At 69.4% G+C, this 17,189-nt stretch carries 17 protein-coding genes; 11 read left to right on the forward strand and 6 right to left on the reverse strand.

The genetic code is table 11. From position 1 onward, the window contains the following. The first annotated feature begins 61 nt into the window (after positions 1 to 61). The 7 genes from JUB13_RS22245 to JUB13_RS22275 all read left to right on the forward strand — a co-directional run bounded on the left by JUB13_RS22245 (position 62) and on the right by JUB13_RS22275 (position 7,657). Positions 62 to 1,021 carry a branched-chain amino acid ABC transporter permease gene (locus tag JUB13_RS22245; RefSeq protein WP_207482764.1) on the forward strand — a complete coding sequence of 320 codons (960 nt, stop codon included), beginning with the start codon at positions 62 to 64 and terminating at the stop codon, positions 1,019 to 1,021. Between the two features lie 2 nt (positions 1,022 to 1,023). Continuing rightward, positions 1,024 to 2,814 carry a branched-chain amino acid ABC transporter ATP-binding protein/permease gene (locus JUB13_RS22250; RefSeq protein WP_207482766.1) on the forward strand — a complete coding sequence of 597 codons (1,791 nt, stop codon included), beginning with the start codon at positions 1,024 to 1,026 and terminating at the stop codon, positions 2,812 to 2,814. Further along, complete coding sequence (locus JUB13_RS22255; protein WP_207482768.1) at positions 2,807 to 3,514, forward strand: ABC transporter ATP-binding protein; 708 nt, start codon at positions 2,807 to 2,809, stop codon at positions 3,512 to 3,514. The genes JUB13_RS22250 and JUB13_RS22255 overlap by 8 nt, the downstream gene beginning before the upstream one ends. Before the next feature lie 63 nt (positions 3,515 to 3,577). Continuing rightward, complete coding sequence (locus JUB13_RS22260) at positions 3,578 to 4,828, forward strand: ABC transporter substrate-binding protein (protein ID WP_207482770.1); 1,251 nt, start codon at positions 3,578 to 3,580, stop codon at positions 4,826 to 4,828. 73 nt (positions 4,829 to 4,901) lie between these two features. Further along, positions 4,902 to 5,279, forward strand: a complete 378-nt coding sequence (locus JUB13_RS22265; RefSeq protein WP_207482772.1) for a carboxymuconolactone decarboxylase family protein — start codon at positions 4,902 to 4,904, stop codon at positions 5,277 to 5,279. An 85-nt stretch (positions 5,280 to 5,364) separates the two neighbouring features. Continuing rightward, positions 5,365 to 6,843, forward strand: coding sequence for an aldehyde dehydrogenase (locus JUB13_RS22270; RefSeq protein WP_207482774.1), 1,479 nt, complete (start codon positions 5,365 to 5,367; stop codon positions 6,841 to 6,843). 13 nt (positions 6,844 to 6,856) lie between these two features. Next, entirely contained in the window at positions 6,857 to 7,657 is an 801-nt protein-coding gene (locus tag JUB13_RS22275; RefSeq protein WP_207482776.1) for an N-acyl homoserine lactonase family protein, read from the forward strand. Positions 7,658 to 7,706: 49 nt separating this feature from the next. On the opposite strand, the gene JUB13_RS22280 is transcribed toward JUB13_RS22275, so the two are convergent. Beyond that, entirely contained in the window at positions 7,707 to 8,444 is a 738-nt protein-coding gene (locus tag JUB13_RS22280) for an SDR family oxidoreductase (protein WP_207482778.1), read from the reverse strand. A 156-nt stretch (positions 8,445 to 8,600) separates the two neighbouring features. Between JUB13_RS22280 and JUB13_RS22285 the strand changes: the two genes are divergently transcribed. Further along, positions 8,601 to 9,611 (forward strand): LysR substrate-binding domain-containing protein, encoded by a 1,011-nt coding sequence (locus JUB13_RS22285; protein WP_207482780.1) that lies wholly within the window; start codon positions 8,601 to 8,603, stop codon positions 9,609 to 9,611. A 62-nt stretch (positions 9,612 to 9,673) separates the two neighbouring features. Here the strand turns inward: JUB13_RS22285 and JUB13_RS22290 are convergent, their stop codons facing one another. From JUB13_RS22290 to JUB13_RS22305, 4 genes are read right to left on the reverse strand one after another with little or no spacing between them, the layout of a single operon-like run. After that, positions 9,674 to 10,624, reverse strand: coding sequence for a LysR family transcriptional regulator (locus JUB13_RS22290; RefSeq protein WP_207482782.1), 951 nt, complete (start codon positions 10,622 to 10,624; stop codon positions 9,674 to 9,676). 53 nt (positions 10,625 to 10,677) lie between these two features. Beyond that, positions 10,678 to 11,787 carry an alpha/beta fold hydrolase gene (locus JUB13_RS22295; protein WP_207482784.1) on the reverse strand — a complete coding sequence of 370 codons (1,110 nt, stop codon included), beginning with the start codon at positions 11,785 to 11,787 and terminating at the stop codon, positions 10,678 to 10,680. Then, the gene (locus JUB13_RS22300; RefSeq protein ID WP_207482786.1) at positions 11,784 to 12,869 is read right to left on the reverse strand and encodes an ankyrin repeat domain-containing protein; all 1,086 of its coding nucleotides are present in this window, start codon (positions 12,867 to 12,869) and stop codon (positions 11,784 to 11,786) included. The genes JUB13_RS22295 and JUB13_RS22300 overlap by 4 nt, the downstream gene beginning before the upstream one ends. After that, positions 12,869 to 13,876: a hypothetical protein gene (locus tag JUB13_RS22305; protein WP_207482788.1), complete on the reverse strand. Its 1,008-nt coding sequence runs from the start codon at positions 13,874 to 13,876 to the stop codon at positions 12,869 to 12,871. The genes JUB13_RS22300 and JUB13_RS22305 overlap by 1 nt, the downstream gene beginning before the upstream one ends. Before the next feature lie 85 nt (positions 13,877 to 13,961). Between JUB13_RS22305 and JUB13_RS22310 the strand changes: the two genes are divergently transcribed. The 3 genes from JUB13_RS22310 (at position 13,962) to JUB13_RS22320 (ending at position 16,809) form a co-directional block, all read left to right on the forward strand. After that, a complete protein-coding gene (locus JUB13_RS22310; RefSeq protein WP_207482790.1) occupies positions 13,962 to 14,579 on the forward strand; it encodes a TetR/AcrR family transcriptional regulator in 618 nt (205 codons plus the stop codon). A 240-nt stretch (positions 14,580 to 14,819) separates the two neighbouring features. Beyond that, positions 14,820 to 15,755: an MBL fold metallo-hydrolase gene (locus tag JUB13_RS22315; RefSeq protein ID WP_207482792.1), complete on the forward strand. Its 936-nt coding sequence runs from the start codon at positions 14,820 to 14,822 to the stop codon at positions 15,753 to 15,755. A 16-nt stretch (positions 15,756 to 15,771) separates the two neighbouring features. Next, positions 15,772 to 16,809, forward strand: coding sequence for an alpha/beta hydrolase (locus JUB13_RS22320; RefSeq protein WP_207482794.1), 1,038 nt, complete (start codon positions 15,772 to 15,774; stop codon positions 16,807 to 16,809). 33 nt (positions 16,810 to 16,842) lie between these two features. Here the strand turns inward: JUB13_RS22320 and JUB13_RS22325 are convergent. After that, the coding region (locus JUB13_RS22325; RefSeq protein WP_207482796.1) for an SIS domain-containing protein at positions 16,843 to 17,189 on the reverse strand (347 nt) is incomplete at its 5' end.

The raw sequence follows: 17,189 nt of genomic DNA on the forward strand, positions 1-17,189 counted from the left end.
CCAGGAGCCCGGAACCGACAGGGGCGCGCGGCGGGAACCACCGGCCCGCCGGGAGGGGATCATGACCGGCATCATCTGGACCGAGAACATCCTTCAGGCGCTCGCCGCCGGTCTTCTGGTCGGAACGATCTACGGCCTGATGTGCGTCGGGCTCGCGCTCATCTTCGGCGTCATGCGCGTCATCAACTTCGCGCAGGGCGACTTCATGATGCTCGGCATGTACGCGGCCTTCTACATCTTCGGCGCGCTCGGCGTCTCGGCCGTGTTCGGGACCTCCGCAGGCCCATATGTCGCGGCGATCCTGGCCGGTCCCGTCCTGTTCTGCATCGGGTATCTCACCCACAAGGTGCTGATCTCCCATGTCAGCGGCACGCGCACCGCCCATCTCGAGGGCGAAGGCCACTACGCCCAGCTGATCCTGACGCTGGGCATCGCGCTGATCCTGACCAACGGCGCGATGCTGTTCTTCGGCTCGTTCCTGTACTCGCTGCAGACGCCGCTGTCGACCAGCGCATGGGAGCTCGGCCCCTTCTGGGGCGACTACGTCTCGGTCTTCGTCAACAAGGCGCGCGGGATCTCGGCGGCCATCTCGCTGGGCGTCATCGCCGTGCTGGCCTGGATGATCGGCAATTCCCGCATCGGCAGGGCGCTGCGCGCCTCGGCCGACAACCCGACCGCGGCGATCTACATGGGGGTCAACGTCGACAAGAGCCACCGCATCGCCTTCGCGCTGGGCGTCGCCATCACGGCCGTCGCGGGCGGACTGCTGGCCACCAACTACCCGTTCCACCCCTATGTCGGGCTCGAATACGTCATCGTGATGTATGCCGGCGTGGTGCTCGGCGGGATGGGATCGATCATCGGCGCCTTCTGGGGCGGCATGACGATCGGCCTGGTGCAGCAGATGTCGACGCTGATCCTGCCGACGCAGCTCCAGAACACGGCGATCTTCGTGTTCTTCCTGTTGATCGTCTTCTTCCGGCCGCAGGGCTTCTTCGGCCGCGTCGTGGAGAGGACCTGATCATGGCGCTCCTTCGATCCCTGGCCCCCGCCCTCGCATTCGCGGCTGTGTACTTCGCCGCCTCGCTGGCGGTCACCAACTCCTACTACCAGCTCATGATGACGCTGGTCCTGGTCTGGGCCGTGATGGGCCTGTCCTGGAACATGATCAGCGGCTACACGGGGCTGGTCTCCTTCGGCCACGCGGCCTTCTTCGGGCTCGGCGCCTATTTCACCGTGCTGGCGCACGTGTTCTTCGGTATCAGCCCCTGGATCGCGATCCCGCTGGCGGGCGTCGTCGGTGCGGCCGCTGGGCTGGTGGTCGGCATTCCGACCTTCCGCCTGCGCGGGCACTATTTCGCGCTCTCGATGCTCGCCTACCCGCTGGCGCTGCTCTACGTCTTCGAATGGCTGGGCTTCCAGGAGGTCTCCGTCCCGATGGAGCGGACGAGCCCGGTCGCCTACATGCAGTTCCAGGACCACCGGGTCCATACCTGGCTGGCGCTCGCGATCCTGGTCGGCGTCATCGCGGTCACGCGCATGGTCGAGCGCTCGCGCTTCGGCATGGCGCTGATCGCGATCAAGCAGAACGAGGCCGCGGCCGAGGCGGCGGGCATCGACACGCTGGCGTGGAAGCTGCGCGCCATGATGCTCTCGGCGGCCATCGCCGGCGCCATCGGGGGCTTCTACGCGGTCGTCCTGCTCGTCGTCACGCCGGTCGCGGTCTTCGGCATGCTGGCCTCCGCCCAGGCCCTGACGGTCGCGATGTTCGGCGGCGTCGGCACCGTCTGGGGGCCGGTGATCGGTGCGCTGATCCTGATCCCCACCAGCGAGACGCTGCATGCCGAGCTGGGGGCCAGGCTGCCCGGCATCCAGGGCGTGATCTATGGCCTCGCCATCGTCGCGGTCGTGCTCCTGGCGCCGGAGGGCGTCTATTGGAAGGTGCGTGACAAGCTGCGCCAGCGCCGCAGCCGCGGCGAGGCCGTCCGGCCCGCCGATGCCCAGGCGGCGACGGCAGCCGCGGCGGATGCCGCGGCCCCCGCCGCTGTCGCCGAGCTGCCGCGCCGGCGCGTGACGCACGGCCGCACCCTCCTCGATGTGCGCAACCTGTCGAAGTCCTTCGGCGGCCTGAAGGCCGTCCAGAATGTCAGCTTCTCCGTCATCGAGGGGCAGATCCTCGGCATCATCGGGCCGAACGGCGCCGGCAAGACGACGCTCTTCAACCTGCTGAACGGCTTCCTGAAGCCGGATGCCGGCGAAGTGCTGCTCGACGGCACCGACATGGTCGGAAGGAAGCCGCACGACCTCTGCGCCGCGGGCATGGGACGGACCTTCCAGGTGATGCGCCCCTTCGCGCGCATGACTGTCGCCGAGAACGTCATCGTCGGCGCCTATGTGAAGGCGAAGACCGAAGACGAGGCGCGGGCGCTCGCCGCCCAGGCGATCGCGCGGGTCGGCCTCGAGGCCCATGTGGACCGGGTCGCCGGCGGGCTCACGACGAAGGAGCTGCGCCTGATGGAGCTGGCGCGCGCGCTGGCCGGCCAGCCGCGCCTGCTCCTGCTCGACGAGACGCTGGCGGGCCTCGGCCGCGGCGAGGTCGGCGACGTCATCGCCGTCGTCCGCAGGCTGGCGGCCGAAGGCACGACCATCGTCATCATCGAGCACACCATGCACGCGATGGTGCGCCTCGTGGACAGCTTCGTCGTGCTCGACCACGGCAAGGTCCTGCTCGACGGCGCGCCGGAGGAGGTCACCCGCGACCCCCTCGTGATCGAGGCCTATCTCGGTTCCAAGTGGAGCAACGCCCATGCTTAGGATCTCCGGCCTCAGCGCGGGCTATTCCCGGATTCCCGTCCTCAACGACCTGTCCGTGGAGGTGGGCGAGGGGCAGTTCGTCTCGATCGTCGGTCCGAACGGGGCGGGCAAGTCGACGCTGTTCAAGACGATCTCGGGCACCGTCACGCCCATGGCGGGGTCGGTCACCTTCGAAGGCAGGGACCTGCTCTCGGTCGCGCCCGACCGCCGACCCCATCTCGGCATCGCCCATGTGCCGGAGGGCCGGCAGGTCTTCGCCTCCCTCTCCGTGATGGAGAACCTGCAGATGGGCGCCTACACCGAGGCCGGGCGGCGTGACTGGAAGGACAACCTCGACAGGATCCTGACCTGGCTGCCGGTGCTCGCGGAGCGCCGGAACCAGCCCGCGGGCACCCTGTCGGGCGGCGAGCAGCAGATGGTGGCCATCGGCCGGGGACTCGCCTCCTCGCCGAAGCTCCTGATGCTGGACGAGCCCTCGATGGGCCTCGCCCCCGCGATCGCCGACTTCATCTTCGACAAGCTGATCGAGATCAGGCGGCAGTCGAAGCTCACCATCCTGCTGGTCGAGCAGCGCGTCGCCGAGGCGCTGGACTCCGCCGATCACGGCTACGTGCTCGAAGCCGGGCGGGTCGTTCTCGAAGGCAACACCCGGACGCTCCGCGCGGACGACCGGATCCGGCAGGCCTATCTCGGCATGTGAGGGCGCCGCGCGGGACGCGCCCGACGACGCGACAAGCACCAATAAGCCAGTGGAGGAAACGTCATGGAAGCTCTCAAGATCAACCGCCGCGATCTCCTGAAATCGACCGCGGCGACGGCCGCCCTGGCCTACGGCATGGCCGGCGCCAGCGCCTTCGCCCAGACCCCGGCCGAGGTCGAGGTCGGCCTGATCGTCCCGCTCTCGGGCATCTACGCCCGCCCGGGCCAGGTGATGCGCATGGGCGCCGAGATGGCGATCGAGGACATCAATGCCGCGGGCGGCATCGGCTCGCTCGGCGGCGCCAAGCTGAAGCTGGTGATCGTGGATGCCGGAGATTCGACGGAGAAGTCGAAGAACGCGGCCCAGCGCATGGTGGCCGAGCACACGAACCTGGTGGCGGCGAGCGGCGCCTATCTCAGCTCCTTCACCCTTGCGGTCACCGAGGTGACCGAGCGGGCGGGCCTGCCCGTGCTGACGCTGTCCTATTCCGACCTGATCACCAGCCGCGGCTTCAAATACGTCTTCCAGACCTCGGCGACGGCCGCCTCGCAGGCCGAGCAGTCGCTGCCGGTCGTCATCGACCTGGCGACGCGCGCCACCGGCTCCAAGCCGAAGTCCGTGGCCATCGTCACCGACAACACGGCCGCCTCGGTCGCGTCGGTGAAGCCGATGCGCGAGCGGCTGCTGAAGGAGCTCGGCATCGAGCTCGTGGTCGACGAGACCTTCACCCCGCCCCTTGCCGACGCGACCCCGCTGGTCCAGCGGATCCGCTCGGCCCGGCCGGACCTCGTTTTCTTCCTGCCCACGGTAATCTCCGACGCGAAGCTGATGCTGGAGAAGCTGAACGAGTTCGGCCTCGGCCAGGGCCGCATCCCGCTGATCTCCTTCGGCATCGCCATCGCCGAGCCGGACCTCCTGAAGACGATGAACCCCGCCCTGGTCGAGGGCGTCATGACCTGCGTCGGAAACTGGGGCTTCAAGGGGCACGAGGCTCTGATCAAGCGGATCAAGGACAAGTACAACGAGCCCTGGATGACGCAGAACGCCATTTCGACCTACGGCGACATGTGGATCATCAAGGAAGCCCTGGAATCCGCGAAGAAGGCCGACAAGGAGGCCGTCGCCCAGGCGCTGCGCACCGTCGACATGGACGGCGGCCCGGCCAGGTACTTCCCCGGCGGGAAGCTGAAGTTCGACGAGAACGGCCGGCGCGTCGGCGCGGGCCTCACCATCGTCCAGTGGCGCAACGGCATCCCCTCGACCGTGGCGCCCGCGAACATCGCGATGGCCGAGCCCTACTGGCCGAAGAAGTGACGTCTTCACGGCCCGGTGGCCGTGCCGCCGGGCCGCCCGAGTTCCTCTCAACCGAAATTCCGGGAGTTCTGAAATGGACAAGGAAGTCTTCGAGCGTGGCCTGTCGATCCGCAAGGACACGCTCGGAAAGGAGTTCGTCGAGAAGTCCTTCGCCAGCGCGGACGAGTTCAACCGGCCGATGCAGGAGCTCGTCACCGAGTACTGCTGGGGCGCGGTCTGGGGCCGGGAGGGCCTGTCGCGCAAGACCCGCTCGATGCTGAACCTCGCCATGATCAGCGCGCTGAACCGGCCGCACGAGCTGAAGATGCACGTGAAGGGCGCGCTGCGGAATGGCGTCACGAAGGACGAGATCCGCGAGATCTTCATGCAGGTCGCGATCTATGCCGGCGTCCCGGCCGGCGTCGATTCCTTCCGCATCGCCAGGGAAGCCTTCGCCGAGATGGGCGAGTAGCTGGGCGAGTAGCCCGGGGGCGGGTTCGCAGCGGAAGGGCGGGCCGCCGCGTGCCGGCGGCCCGCGCATCATGGGGACGGGGGACATGAAGACATACCGGATGCTGATCGGCGGAGCCTGGGTCGAGACCGAGAGCGGGCAGACCTTCGAGACCGAGAATCCGTTTCTCGGCAAGCCCTGGGCGGCGATCCCGCGCGCCGGCGCGGCCGATGTCGACAGGGCCGTGGCTGCGGCCCGGGCCGCCTTCGCCGCGCCCTCCTGGCGCGGCCTGAGCGCCAGCGCCCGCGGCGCGTTGCTGCGCCGGTTCGCCGACCTGCTCGCCGAGGATGCCGAACGCCTGGCGCAGATCGAGACGCGGGACAACGGCAAGCTGATCGCCGAGATGCGGGCGCAGCTCCGCTACATGCCGCAGTGGTACCATTACTTCGGCGGCCTCGCCGACAAGATCGAGGGCCGCGTCATCCCGATAGACAAGCCCGGCGTCTTCAACTTCACCCGGGAGGAGCCCCTGGGCGTGGTCGCCGCCATCACGCCGTGGAACTCCCCGCTCATGCTCGCGACGTGGAAGCTGGCGCCCGCGCTCGCCGCCGGCAACACGGTGGTCTGGAAGCCCTCAGAATACTCCTCGGCATCGGCGCTGGAGTTCGGGGAGCTGTTCGAAAAGGCGGGCTTCCCGCCCGGCGTCGTCAACATCGTCACCGGCTTCGGCAACGAGATCGGCGAGCGGCTCGTTTCCCATCCCCATGTCGCCAAGGTCGCCTTCACCGGCGGCGACCGCACCGGGCAGGGCGTCTACGAGCTGGCGGCCCGCTCCATCAAGCCGGTGACGCTGGAGCTCGGGGGCAAGTCCGCCAACATCGTCTTCGACGACGCGAAGCTGGACGATGCCGTCAAGGGCGTGGTCTCCGGCATCTTCGCGGCGACCGGGCAGACCTGCATCGCAGGCTCGCGCGCGCTCGTCCACCGGCCGATCTACGACGAGTTCGTCTCGAAGCTGGTCGCATTCGCGCAGACGGCGCGCATCGGCGATCCCTCGATGGACGACACGCAGGTCGGCCCCATCACCACCCGGCCGCAGCTTTCCAAGGTGCTGGACTACATCGAGATCGCGAAGTCCGAGGGCGCCAGATGCGTGCTCGGCGGGCAGCGCGCCACCGCCGCCCAGTGCGGCGACGGCTGGTTCGTCGAGCCCACGATCTTCGTCGACGTGAAGCCCTCCATGCGCATCGCCCAGGAGGAGGTCTTCGGGCCGGTGCTCGCCATCATCCCCTTCGAGACCGAAGAGGAGGCCGTCGAGATCGCGAACGGCACGGTCTACGGCCTCGCGGCCGGAGTCTGGACCACGAGCATCGAGCGCGCGCTGGGCATGTCGCAGCGGCTGGAGGCCGGAACGGTCTGGGTCAACACCTACCGGGCGACGAGCTACATGTCGCCCTTCGGCGGCTACAAGCGCTCGGGCATCGGGCGGGAGAGCGGGCTGTCGGCGATCCGCGAGTACCTCCAGGAAAAGAGCGTCTGGATCGACATCAGCGGCAACGTGCCGAACCCGTTCGTCCAGCGCTGAGACGGAGGCAGCAATGATCGACGATGTCTACGAGGTCTATGCGCTGCGTTACGCCCACTCCGACCGGCGCTCGCCCGAGAACTTCATCGGCGGCGACAGCCACGACGTCGCCATGCCGCTGGCCTATTACGTGTGGGTCGTCCGCAACGCGCAGCGGACCTTCGTGGTCGACACGGGGTTCGATCAGGCCTCCGCCGACAGGCGGCGCCGCGACCTGCTGCGGCCGGTCGGCGAGGGGCTGAGGACGCTCGGCATCGATGCCGACACGGTGCAGGACGTGATCATCACCCACATGCACTACGACCACGCCGGGAACGACGACCTGTTCCCGCGCGCCCGGTTCCACGTCCAGGACTGCGAGATGAGCTACGCCACGGGGCGCTGCATGTGCCACGGGCCGCTGAACCATCCCTACGACGTCGACAACGTCGTCGCCATGGTGCGGCGGGTCTATTCCGGGCGCGTCACCTTCCATGACGGCACGGACGAGCTGGCGCCCGGCATCACGCTCCACAGGATCGGGGGGCATTCGCGCGGGCTCCAGTCGGTGCGGGTCAGGACACGGCGCGGCCATGTCGTGCTCGCCTCGGACGCCGCCCATTTCTTCGCCCATCTCGATCGCAAGAAGGTGTTCCCCACCGTCGACAGCGTCGCCGACGTGCTCGAGGGCTACGAGACCGTGCTGAGGCTCGCCACCTCGCGCGACCACGTGGTGCCCGGGCACGATCCCGCTGTGCTGGAGCTCTATCCCGCGCCCAGCCCGTCGCTCCAGGGCTGGGTCGCGCGGCTCGACGCGGATCCGGCCGGCCGCTGAGGGGATGCGGGCCCTGCCCCAGGGCCCGTGCTCTCACCAGCGCCCGCCTTCACCACCGGTTGACGGGCAGCACGACCATTTGCGCCATCTGCACGTGCGGCGGCTGATCGATGGCGAACAGGATGCAGCGGGCCACATCCTCGGGGTCGAGGGCCATCCTGAACTGATCGAAGTAGCGGCGGGTCTCCTCCTGGTCGCCGCGGTAGCGCGCGGCGATGATGCCCGTGCGGGTGAGGCCCGGCATGATCTCGGTGACCCGGATAGCCGTCTCGGCCAGCTCGCCCCGGATGATGTCCGAAAGCATGTGGACGCCCGCCTTGCTGGCCGAATAGGGCGCCATGTCGGGCACGTAGCGCAGCGCGCTGATGGATCCCATGGTGACGACGTCGCCGCGATTGCGCGCAACCATGCCCGGCAGGATGGCGCGCGTGACGCGCATGGTGCCGATCAGGTTCGTCTCGATGATCGCGCTCCAGTCGTCGGCGGAGCCGATGTCGAACCGCTTGCGGCCGCCGATGTCATGGCCCGCGTTGTTGATGAGGACGTCGATCGTGGCGAAGTCCGGCGGCACCCGCTCCAGGCAGGAGTCGACCGCGGCGGCGTCGCAGATGTCCAGCGCGAGTGCATGGCTCGCCGGCCCCAGCTCCGCCGCAAGGTCCCTGACGCCCTGCTCGTCCCGATCTGCCAGGACGACCCGCCGTCCGCTGTCCACAAGCGCCCGGCTGATCGCGCGCCCCATGCCGCCGGCCGCGCCCGTCACGAATGCGGTGCCCCTGGATTCCTGCATGCTGTCCTCCCGGTCGGTAGCGGTATTCACCGCCTTGCCCTCTGGTTTCGTCAGCCTGCCAAACATTTCTTCGGCGGTCCCCGCCGGGATCGTGCTAACAGTTATGTTGAATGCGACGGTTGCCGCGCCGCCGGCTGTTGGGGAGCATTCCCGACGATGATTGAGACCAGGCAGCTCAAGCTCTTTTCGACTGTCGCCGAGTTCGGGAATTTTTCCCGGGCCGCGGTGGCGCTGTCCATCGGCCAGCCGGTGCTGAGCCGGCAGATCAAGGCGCTCGAGGCCGAGCTCGGCGTCGACCTCCTCTATCGGAACGGCCGCGGCATCGTCCTGACCGAGGCCGGCAAGCTCCTCAACGAATACTCGAAGGGCATCCTCGAGCAGATCTCGCGGGCGACGACCGAGATCGCGGCGCTGCGCTCCAACCCGCGCGGAACGATCGTGATCGGCATGCCTCCGTCGGTCGGCGTCGTGCTGACGGCGCCTCTCGTGCAGCGCTTCCGCACGGATTTCCCGCTGGTCTCGATGCGGGTCGTCGAGGGCTTCAGCGGCCATGTCCTCGAATGGCTGATCAACGGCAAGATCGACGTGGCGGTGCTCTACAACGCGCCGCGCATGAGCAATCTCCTGTCGGAGCCGCTGCTGCGCGACGACCTGTTCCTGCTCGGCGCGGCTGAGGACCCCTGCAGGCTGCCGCCGGGCCCCATCCAGGCAGCCCAGCTCGGCGAGCTGCCGATGATCCTGCCCAGCCGACCCCACGGCCTGCGCCTGGTCGTCGACCATACCCTGGCCGAGGCCGGCATCACGCCGCGCATCGACCTCGAGGTCGAGGCCATGCCCTCGACGCTGAGGCTGGTCGAGAGCGGCATGGGATACACGATCCTGTCCTATTCGAGCGTGCATCGCCTCGTCACGCAGGGCCGCATCAAGTACTGGCGGATCGAGAACCCCTCGCTGAGCCGCGAGCTGCTCCTTGCGACCTCGAGCCAGCGTCCGGCGACCGTCGCCATGCGCGCCCTGACCGGCTGCGTCCGGGCGGAGGTCAAGAACCTGAAGAAGCAGGGCCTCTGGGAGCCGCCATCCGGCACCGAGGTCCCGCCCCGGGCCGAGGGGGATGCGGTCGGGGCGCCTGCGCCGGACGCCGCTGCCGCTGTGGAGCCGGCGGTCTGAGCCGATGCCGGGCCCTTGGAGAGGGGTGCGGCGGAGACGGGTGCGGCGGAGACGGACGGGATTCAGGCGCCGGCAGCCGCCTGGTACAGGCAGTCGCGCAGCCAGGCGTGGCCCCGGTCCTCCTGGCTGCGCGGGTGCCACAGCGCGACGAGCCGCGCCGGCGGCAGGTCGAGCGGCGTGGGCGCGAGGTCGAGCTCCTGGGCGAAGCGAGACAGGAACCGCCGGGGCAAGGTGCAGACGCACTGGCTGCGCGCGAGGATGACGGGCGCAAGCGCATAGGTCTGGATCGAGACGGCGACGCGCCGGGACCGGCCGAGCGCTGCCAGCGCGTCGTCGACGAGGCCCGAGAAGCCGCCGCCGTCGGCCGAAATCAGCAGATGGTCGAGCGCGCAGAAGGTGTCGAGATCGAGGGGCCCCGTGCCGCGCGGATGGCCCTTGCGCTGCGCGGTCACGAAGCTGTCCTCGAAGAGGGGCCGCTGCATCAGCTCGCCCTTCGCCACGTCCGGCGCCGTCACCAGCACGTCGACCTCGCCGCGCTCGAGCCGCTCGACGATGTCGCGCGAGGGATGGACGAGGGCGAGGCGCGCATGGGGCGCGATCTCGGTCAGCCTTGCGACGAGGCCGGGCGCCAGCGCGACCGCCGGGTTCTCGTGAATGGCGATGACGAAGGTGCGCCGGGTCCAGGCCGGGTCGAACGCCGCCGGCCCCTCCACCATGCGGCGCAGCCTGCCGAGCACGTCGGCGAGTTCCGCCTGCAGCTCCATGGCCCTCGGCGTCGGCACCACGCCGCGCCCGGTCGCCGCTGGCACGAAGAGCGGGTCGGCGAAGATCTGCCGCAGCCGATTGAGGCGCGCCGACAGGGCGGGCTGGCCGATGCCGAGGCCCATCGCCGCGCGCGTGACGTTGCGCTCCCGCAGCAGGGCCTCCAGGGCCAGCAGCAGGCCGAGATCGATCTCGGCGAGATCCGTGCCACCGGCCGCCGGCCGTCCCGGACCGTGTTCCCCATCCAGCATCGGGCGCACCCCCATTCAAGGCAGAAGACCGCAGCCGGACCGGCATGCGGGGGTCAGCGCGACGAATAGCGCCTCTCCAGCCAGGAGATCATCAGCCGGTTCAATTCCACGGGCTTCTCCTCGGGCGTCCAGTGCCAGCAATCCTCGACGACGTGCCTCTCGAGATCCCTGACGTAAGCTTCCATGCCCTCCGCCATCCCAGGTCTGAGAACCACGTCGTTGGCACCCGAGACCATCAGGGCCGGGACGCGGACAGTCTGGTCGATATCGAGGCCCGCCTTCCAGTTCCGCGATAGGTTGCGATACCAGTTGATTCCCGGCGTGAAGCCGGTGCGCTCGAAATGCCTGACGTAGAAGTCCAGCTCCTGCGCGTTCAGCACGTCCTTTCCGGGAAGCCGTTCCGGCAGGGGCTGCCCGTAGTATTCCATATGCGCGATCTTGGGCTGCAGCGCGTCCCATTCCGCGGATGTGAAGAGACCCTTGCGCATCGCGGCCCGCAGCGTGCCGCGGGGATCGCGGTTCATCGCATCGTCGGCCACCCTCCCGTCCTGGAACAGCAGGACGTACATGTTCGGGCTGTAGACCTCGCGCATCTGGGCGATCGGGTCGATCCCCGGATCGGCGATGAAGGTCCGGCCCTCCGGCAGGACGGCACCGACCAGCTCGGGATGCAGCCAGAGCATCCAGTGCGGGATGAACGGCGTATTGACCCCGATCACCCCCGCAACGCGCTCGCCGTGGAGCAGCGGCATCTGCCAGGCCAGCAGCCCGCCCCAGTCATGCCCCGCAAAGACAGCCTTTCCGACACCGAGCGCGTCGAGCAGGCCGACGAGATCGCCCGTCAGATGGGCGATGTCATAGACCTCGACCGCCTCCGGCGCGTCGCTGAGGCCGTAGCCGCGCAGATCGGGGACGATGACGCGGTATCCTGCAGCGGCAAGCGCCGGGATCTGATGGCGCCAGCTGAAGGCCAGCCCCGGAAAGCCGTGCAGGAGGACGACGGCCGGGCCTGAGCCTGCCTCGTAGACGGCCAGGTCGATGCCGTTCGTCCTGATCCTGCGGACGGGCGGCATGACGGGCTGCTGGGCCAGCGCGGGCATGGCGGCGATCAAGGCGGCCGCACCGGTTCCGGCCAGCAGTGCCCTGCGGGAAAGCGGGATCATGGCTTCACCTCGGAGGTTTCGGGATGATCGATGGTGGCGGGACCGGCCTGCGCCTGTTCGGCGTCGGCGAGGAACCGGGCGAGATCGCTGTAGCCGTAAAGGACGGCCAGTTCGCGGGGCGTCAGGCCGGCATGCGTCCTGAGATGCAGGGGATGCCCCGCCTCGACCAGCGCCCGCGCGGCTTCCAGATGCCCGTGCCAAACCGCATCGTGCAGCGGCGTCATGCCGTTGTACGCACCCTGCGCGTCGAGCTCGGATGCTGGCGTCCCGGCACGCGCGCACCTCTCCGTCATCGCCCGGACGACGTCGGCATGCCCGAAATAGCTGGCCTCGTGCAGCGCCGTCCCCAGGAACAGTCCGATCACCCGGCGGGGGTTCGCCCCCGCTTCGAGCAGCGCGCGGACGATGTCGGCATGCCCTTCGCGGGCGGCGATGGCGAGCGGCGTATAGTCGTCGTCGGGGCTCCCCATCATCGGCAGCCGCGCGTTGACCGGCGCGCCCTGCGCGATCAGCCGCTCGACCTCGCCGAGGTCGCCCGCCTTGATGGCCGGGACCAGCGTCTGCGCGCCGACCTCCTCGGCATCGGCCTCGTTCCTCGCCTCGATCAGCCCTGCGATCGCGTCGAGCCCGTCGCGCCGCGCAAGGTCGAGCGCCGTCTCCTGCCAGTGGTTCCTGATCGCCGTTCGCGCGCCGCGTCTCAGGAGCAGCCGGACAACGTCCCCGTGCTTGTACACGACTGCGTCCATCAGCGCGGTGTGCCCGAGAATGGGGGATTGCTGGTCGATGAAGGCTCCGTGGTCGAGGAGCAGGCCAACGACGTCAGGACTGCCCGACAGAGCCGCCTTGTGGAGCGCCGTCGCCCCTGCGCGGGGCTCGACCGCGAACACCTGCGCCCCGGCCGTCAGCAGCAGCTCCACCATCTGCGGCTGGCCGAGGCCCGATGCGATCATCAGGGGCGTGAGGCCATCGGGGGCGGAACGGCTCACATCCGCGCCCGAGCGGATGAGATCGGCCGCCGCTGCAAGCCTGCCGGCCCGGACCGCGGCCGAGAGGGACGCGGACAGCCAGGGATCCCCGTGCATCACGGCACCTCCAGCTTTCGCACCGTTCCTCCGATCTCCCGGAGACGCGCGAGATAGGCCTCCGGTTCGAGAAGCTGATGGGGGAAGTAGAGTCCGGCCGGGATCGGAGGACTGCCGTCGAGCCCTGCGAGCCGTTCGAGAACGAGGGCCACGCCGAGCCCGGTCAGCGGCATCTGCCCCTCCGGGTGGACAACGGCATGGCGGGTGCGGAGCGGTCGCCCCGCGTGATCCTCCCCGGCGAGTTCGATGATGATCTCGGTCGACATCGGCTCGCCGCGCCGGCGCGAGGAGCTCGTCCCGACCGCGAGGTTGAACTGGACGTTCGGCGCGCCGAGCGCGAGAGCGAGGCCGAGAACGTCGTTGGGGGATAGGGCGGAAGCCTCCATCTCGGTCCCGTCCACGGCGCGGAACCTGGCCCTGGCATCGTCCCCGACGCGCCAGACGAAGGCGCCGTCGCGGCGCGCGAGCGCGGCGGGCATCGTTTTCGTCTGGCGCTCCAGGTCCGTTTCCGCGGCCGGTCCGAAGGCGTCCTGCTCGTCGACGAGCGCGCCGATGGAGATCTCGTCGACCCGGCCGAACGCCTTTGCGAATTCGAGGGTGGGAACCGAGGTGGCGCCCACGAGCCATTCCGTCCCGAGGACGACCGGTGCCGAGGCGGGCCGGTGGATATAGGCCGCGACTTCCGGGCCGATCTCGATGATGCCGGGGGAGATGCTGACATGCGGCACGCCGCGCGACAGCGCGAAGCGCAGCCCGGCGATCCTGTCGTCCGTGAAGAGGACGGCGACGGCACCGACCCTGCGGTCGCCGAGGCCGAGGTCATCGGTGGACAGGTCGAGCGCGACGCCCTCCGCATTGCCGATCTCGGCCGCAGCCTTCCGGGCCCTGCCGCGATCGCGGCCTCCGATCAGGAGCGGGGCGTCGGGGTGATGGGCGCGCAGAAAGCGTGCCGTCCAGCGACCGACAATGCCCGAGCCTCCGACAAGGAGAATGGGATCAGCCGGCATTGTCATACCTCCTCGCGCAGCGTAAGTTACCATTGGTAGCTTAACAAAGCTACTCTTGGTAGGTTCCGCAAGGGGGTGATGCGAGTTGGGCCAAGAAACGGATGGGGCTGCCCGGGACACGGTGTCGCGCAGGCTTTCCAGGGACGAGCGCCGGCGCCAGTTGCTCCAGACGGCCCTCGCGATCGTCAGGGAGGAAGGCGCGGACCGGCTGACCCTCGGGCATCTTGCCGTGCGCGCCGGCATTTCCAAGCCGGTCGCCTACGATCACTTCGGCACGCGCTCGGGACTGCTGATCGAGCTCTACAGATGGATCGATCTCGAGCGGGTGAATGCCTTCCGCGACGCGATGTCCACCGGCGAGCGGAGCATCGGCGAGACGGCCGATGCGCTGGCGGCCGCCTATATCCGCTGCGCCGGCGACATGACAGACGAGTTTCATGTGCTGGGTGCCGCGCTGGCGGGGAGCGACGAGAAGGCAGCCGTCTTCCAGGAGCTTCTCGACAACTGCGTCCAGATGTTCGTCTCGGTGCTGAGGCCGCACACCGCCCTGCCGCCAGCCGATCTGGAGCGGTGCTGCGTCGGCCTGGTCGGCGCGGGCGAGGCGCTCTCGGCCCTGATGGTGCGCGGTCGGTGCACAGAGGCCGAGGCCATCGAAGCCTTCGCTTCGCTGATCCGCGGCGGCCTGCAGGGGGCGTCGCGCTGAACTCCGAAGCTGCCGGGCCTGCCCGGCAAAGGCCCTGACGACGGGCAGACCCGCGCAAGGCGCCATCACGCGCAAGGCGCCATCACGCGCAAGGCGCCATCAACGGCATCGATGGGACCTATCGAGCCCGCGGCCCTCCTGGCCGCGGGGCGGGCTCCGTACCTTCCGTCCATGCCGGCACGTCCAGGACGTGCCGGCCGGCTCCATGTCCCGGAGCCGATCGGAACGGAGGAAGCCCCAGTGGCAACGGATACCAGGACCTACCGCATCGGCGATGCGACCATCACGCGGATCGACGAGCTGGCGCTCGCCGCGTTTCAGTTCGGCATGCTCTACCCCGGGGCGGATCCGGAGGCGCTGGAGCGCCATCGGGAGCGCTTCGGCCCCGGCTCGCTCGATCCCGGGACCGGCACCTTCGTCCAGAGCGTCCATAGCTGGCTGGTCCGGACGCCGCACCACACCATCCTGATCGACACGGCGACCGGCAACGACAAGCTGCGCCCCGACGTTCCGGCGCTCCACCGGCTCAACGAGCCCTTCCTCGCACGCCTGGCGGCGGCCGGCGTCGCGCCGGAGGAGGTGGACCATGTGCTCCTGACCCACATCCATGCCGACCATGTCGGCTGGAACACGCGCCTCGTCGACGGCCGCTGGGTGCCGACCTTCCCCAACGCGACCTACGTCTTCTCGCGCATCGAGCAGTCCTACGGCGAAAGCCTCGCGGACGGCGCGGAGCCCGCGGATGCCGTCCGGTCCGACCGGGCGCTCGGCCCGGCGGTGCGCCGGCCCTTCGACCGCGTCTACGACGACAGCGTGCGGCCGGTGATCGAGGCTGGCCTCGCGCGGCTCGTCGAGGTGGACGGCAGCGAGGTCCTGGAGGGCCTCTCCTTCATCCCGACCCCGGGCCACAGCGTCGACCACGCCTCGATCCGCCTCGTCTCACGCGGCGAGCAGGCGCTGTTCGCGGGCGACGTGATGCACCACCCGCTGCAGGTCTACGAGCCGTCGCTGAACTCCTGTTTCTGCGAGTTCCCCGAAGCCGCCGTGCGCTCGCGCGCCCGCGTCCTGGAGGACGCCGCGGAGAGCGGGGCGACGGTCTTCACCACCCATTTCGCGGAGTCCTCGGCCGGCCGCATCAGCCGGAACGGCGAGCGCTTCGCCTGGCAGTTCCTCTGATCCTCGGAGACCGACCATGAACCAGCGATTCCCCGCACCCCTCCCTGCGCCCGCGCCGGACCTCGTCGTCGAGGACCTCATGATCCCGAGCGACACCCCCGGCATCTCGCTTCACCTCCGCAACAAGCGGCCCAGGAGCCTCGAGGCCTTCTCGGCCGAACGAACGGTCCTGCTGATGCACGGCGCGACCTATTCCTCGGAAAGCCTCTTCGACGTGCCTCTCGGCGGCTTCTCGCTGATGGACGACCTCGCCACGCGCGGGTACGAGGTCTATGCCGTCGACGTGCGCGGCTATGGCGGCTCGACCCGGCCGCCGGAGATGGACGCGCCGGCGCAGGACAATGCCCCGCTCGTCCGCACCGAGGTCGGTGTGCGCGACCTCGCCAGCGCGGTCGATTTCATCCTGAAGCGCCGCGGTATCGCGCGCCTCAACCTCCTGGCCATGTCCTGGGGCGGTTCGGTCGCGGGCGCCTATACCGCCGGCAACAACGACAAGGTGCTGAAGCTCGCGCTGGTCGCGCCGCTGTGGCTGCTGGACGGCCCCGCCCCGATCGATTCCGGGGGAAGCCTCGGCGCCTATCGCCGGGTTCCCGTGATGGAGTTCAGGGAGCGCTGGCTCTCGGCCGCGCCCGAGGCGGCCCGGGCGAGCCTGATCCCCGAGGGCTGGTTCGAGCGCTGGGCGGAGGCCTCGCTCGCGACCGAGCCGCGCACTGATCCACTGGGCGATGCCGGAGGTTCCCGCACGATCCGCGCGGTGAACGGCCCGCTCCTCGACATCCGCGAGTTCTGGGCAGCGGGCAAGGCGCTCTACGATCCCGGCGAGATCCGTGTCCCGGTGCTCCTGACCCATGCCGAATGGGACCGGGACGTGCCCCTCGCCTCGGCGCAGGACTTCTTCCTGTCGCTCAGGGGCGCGCCCTACCGGCGCTGGTTGGAGGTCGGCGAAGGCACGCATATGGTGCTGCTGGAGAAGAACCGCCTCCAGGTCTTCGACGCCATCCACCAGTTCCTGGCCGAGGACTATGCCCCGGACGGGTCCCGCAGGACGGGCTGAGGCCCCTTCCGCTTCCCCGCGCGGGGCTGGTGCCTACTCGACGGTGACGCTCTTGGCGAGGTTTCTGGGCTGGTCGACGTCGGTGCCCTTGGCGACGGCCGTGTGATAGGCCAGGAGCTGCATCGGGATGGCGTAGAGGATGGGGGCGACGAACGGATCGACGGCCGGCAGCTCGACCTTCCAGCGGGCCCGGCCGTCCAGCCGCGCCAGACCCTTCTCGTCCGACAGCAGCAGCACCTTGCCCCCGCGCGCCACCGCCTCCTGGATGTTCGAGGCGACCTTCTCGAACAGGCTGTCCGAGGGCGCGATGCACACCACCGGAACCGCCTCGTCGATCAGCGCGATCGGCCCGTGCTTCATCTCCCCCGCCGCATACCCCT

This window comes from Arenibaculum pallidiluteum, from assembly GCF_017355985.1.
Classification (GTDB): Bacteria; Pseudomonadota; Alphaproteobacteria; order Azospirillales; family Azospirillaceae; genus Arenibaculum; species Arenibaculum pallidiluteum.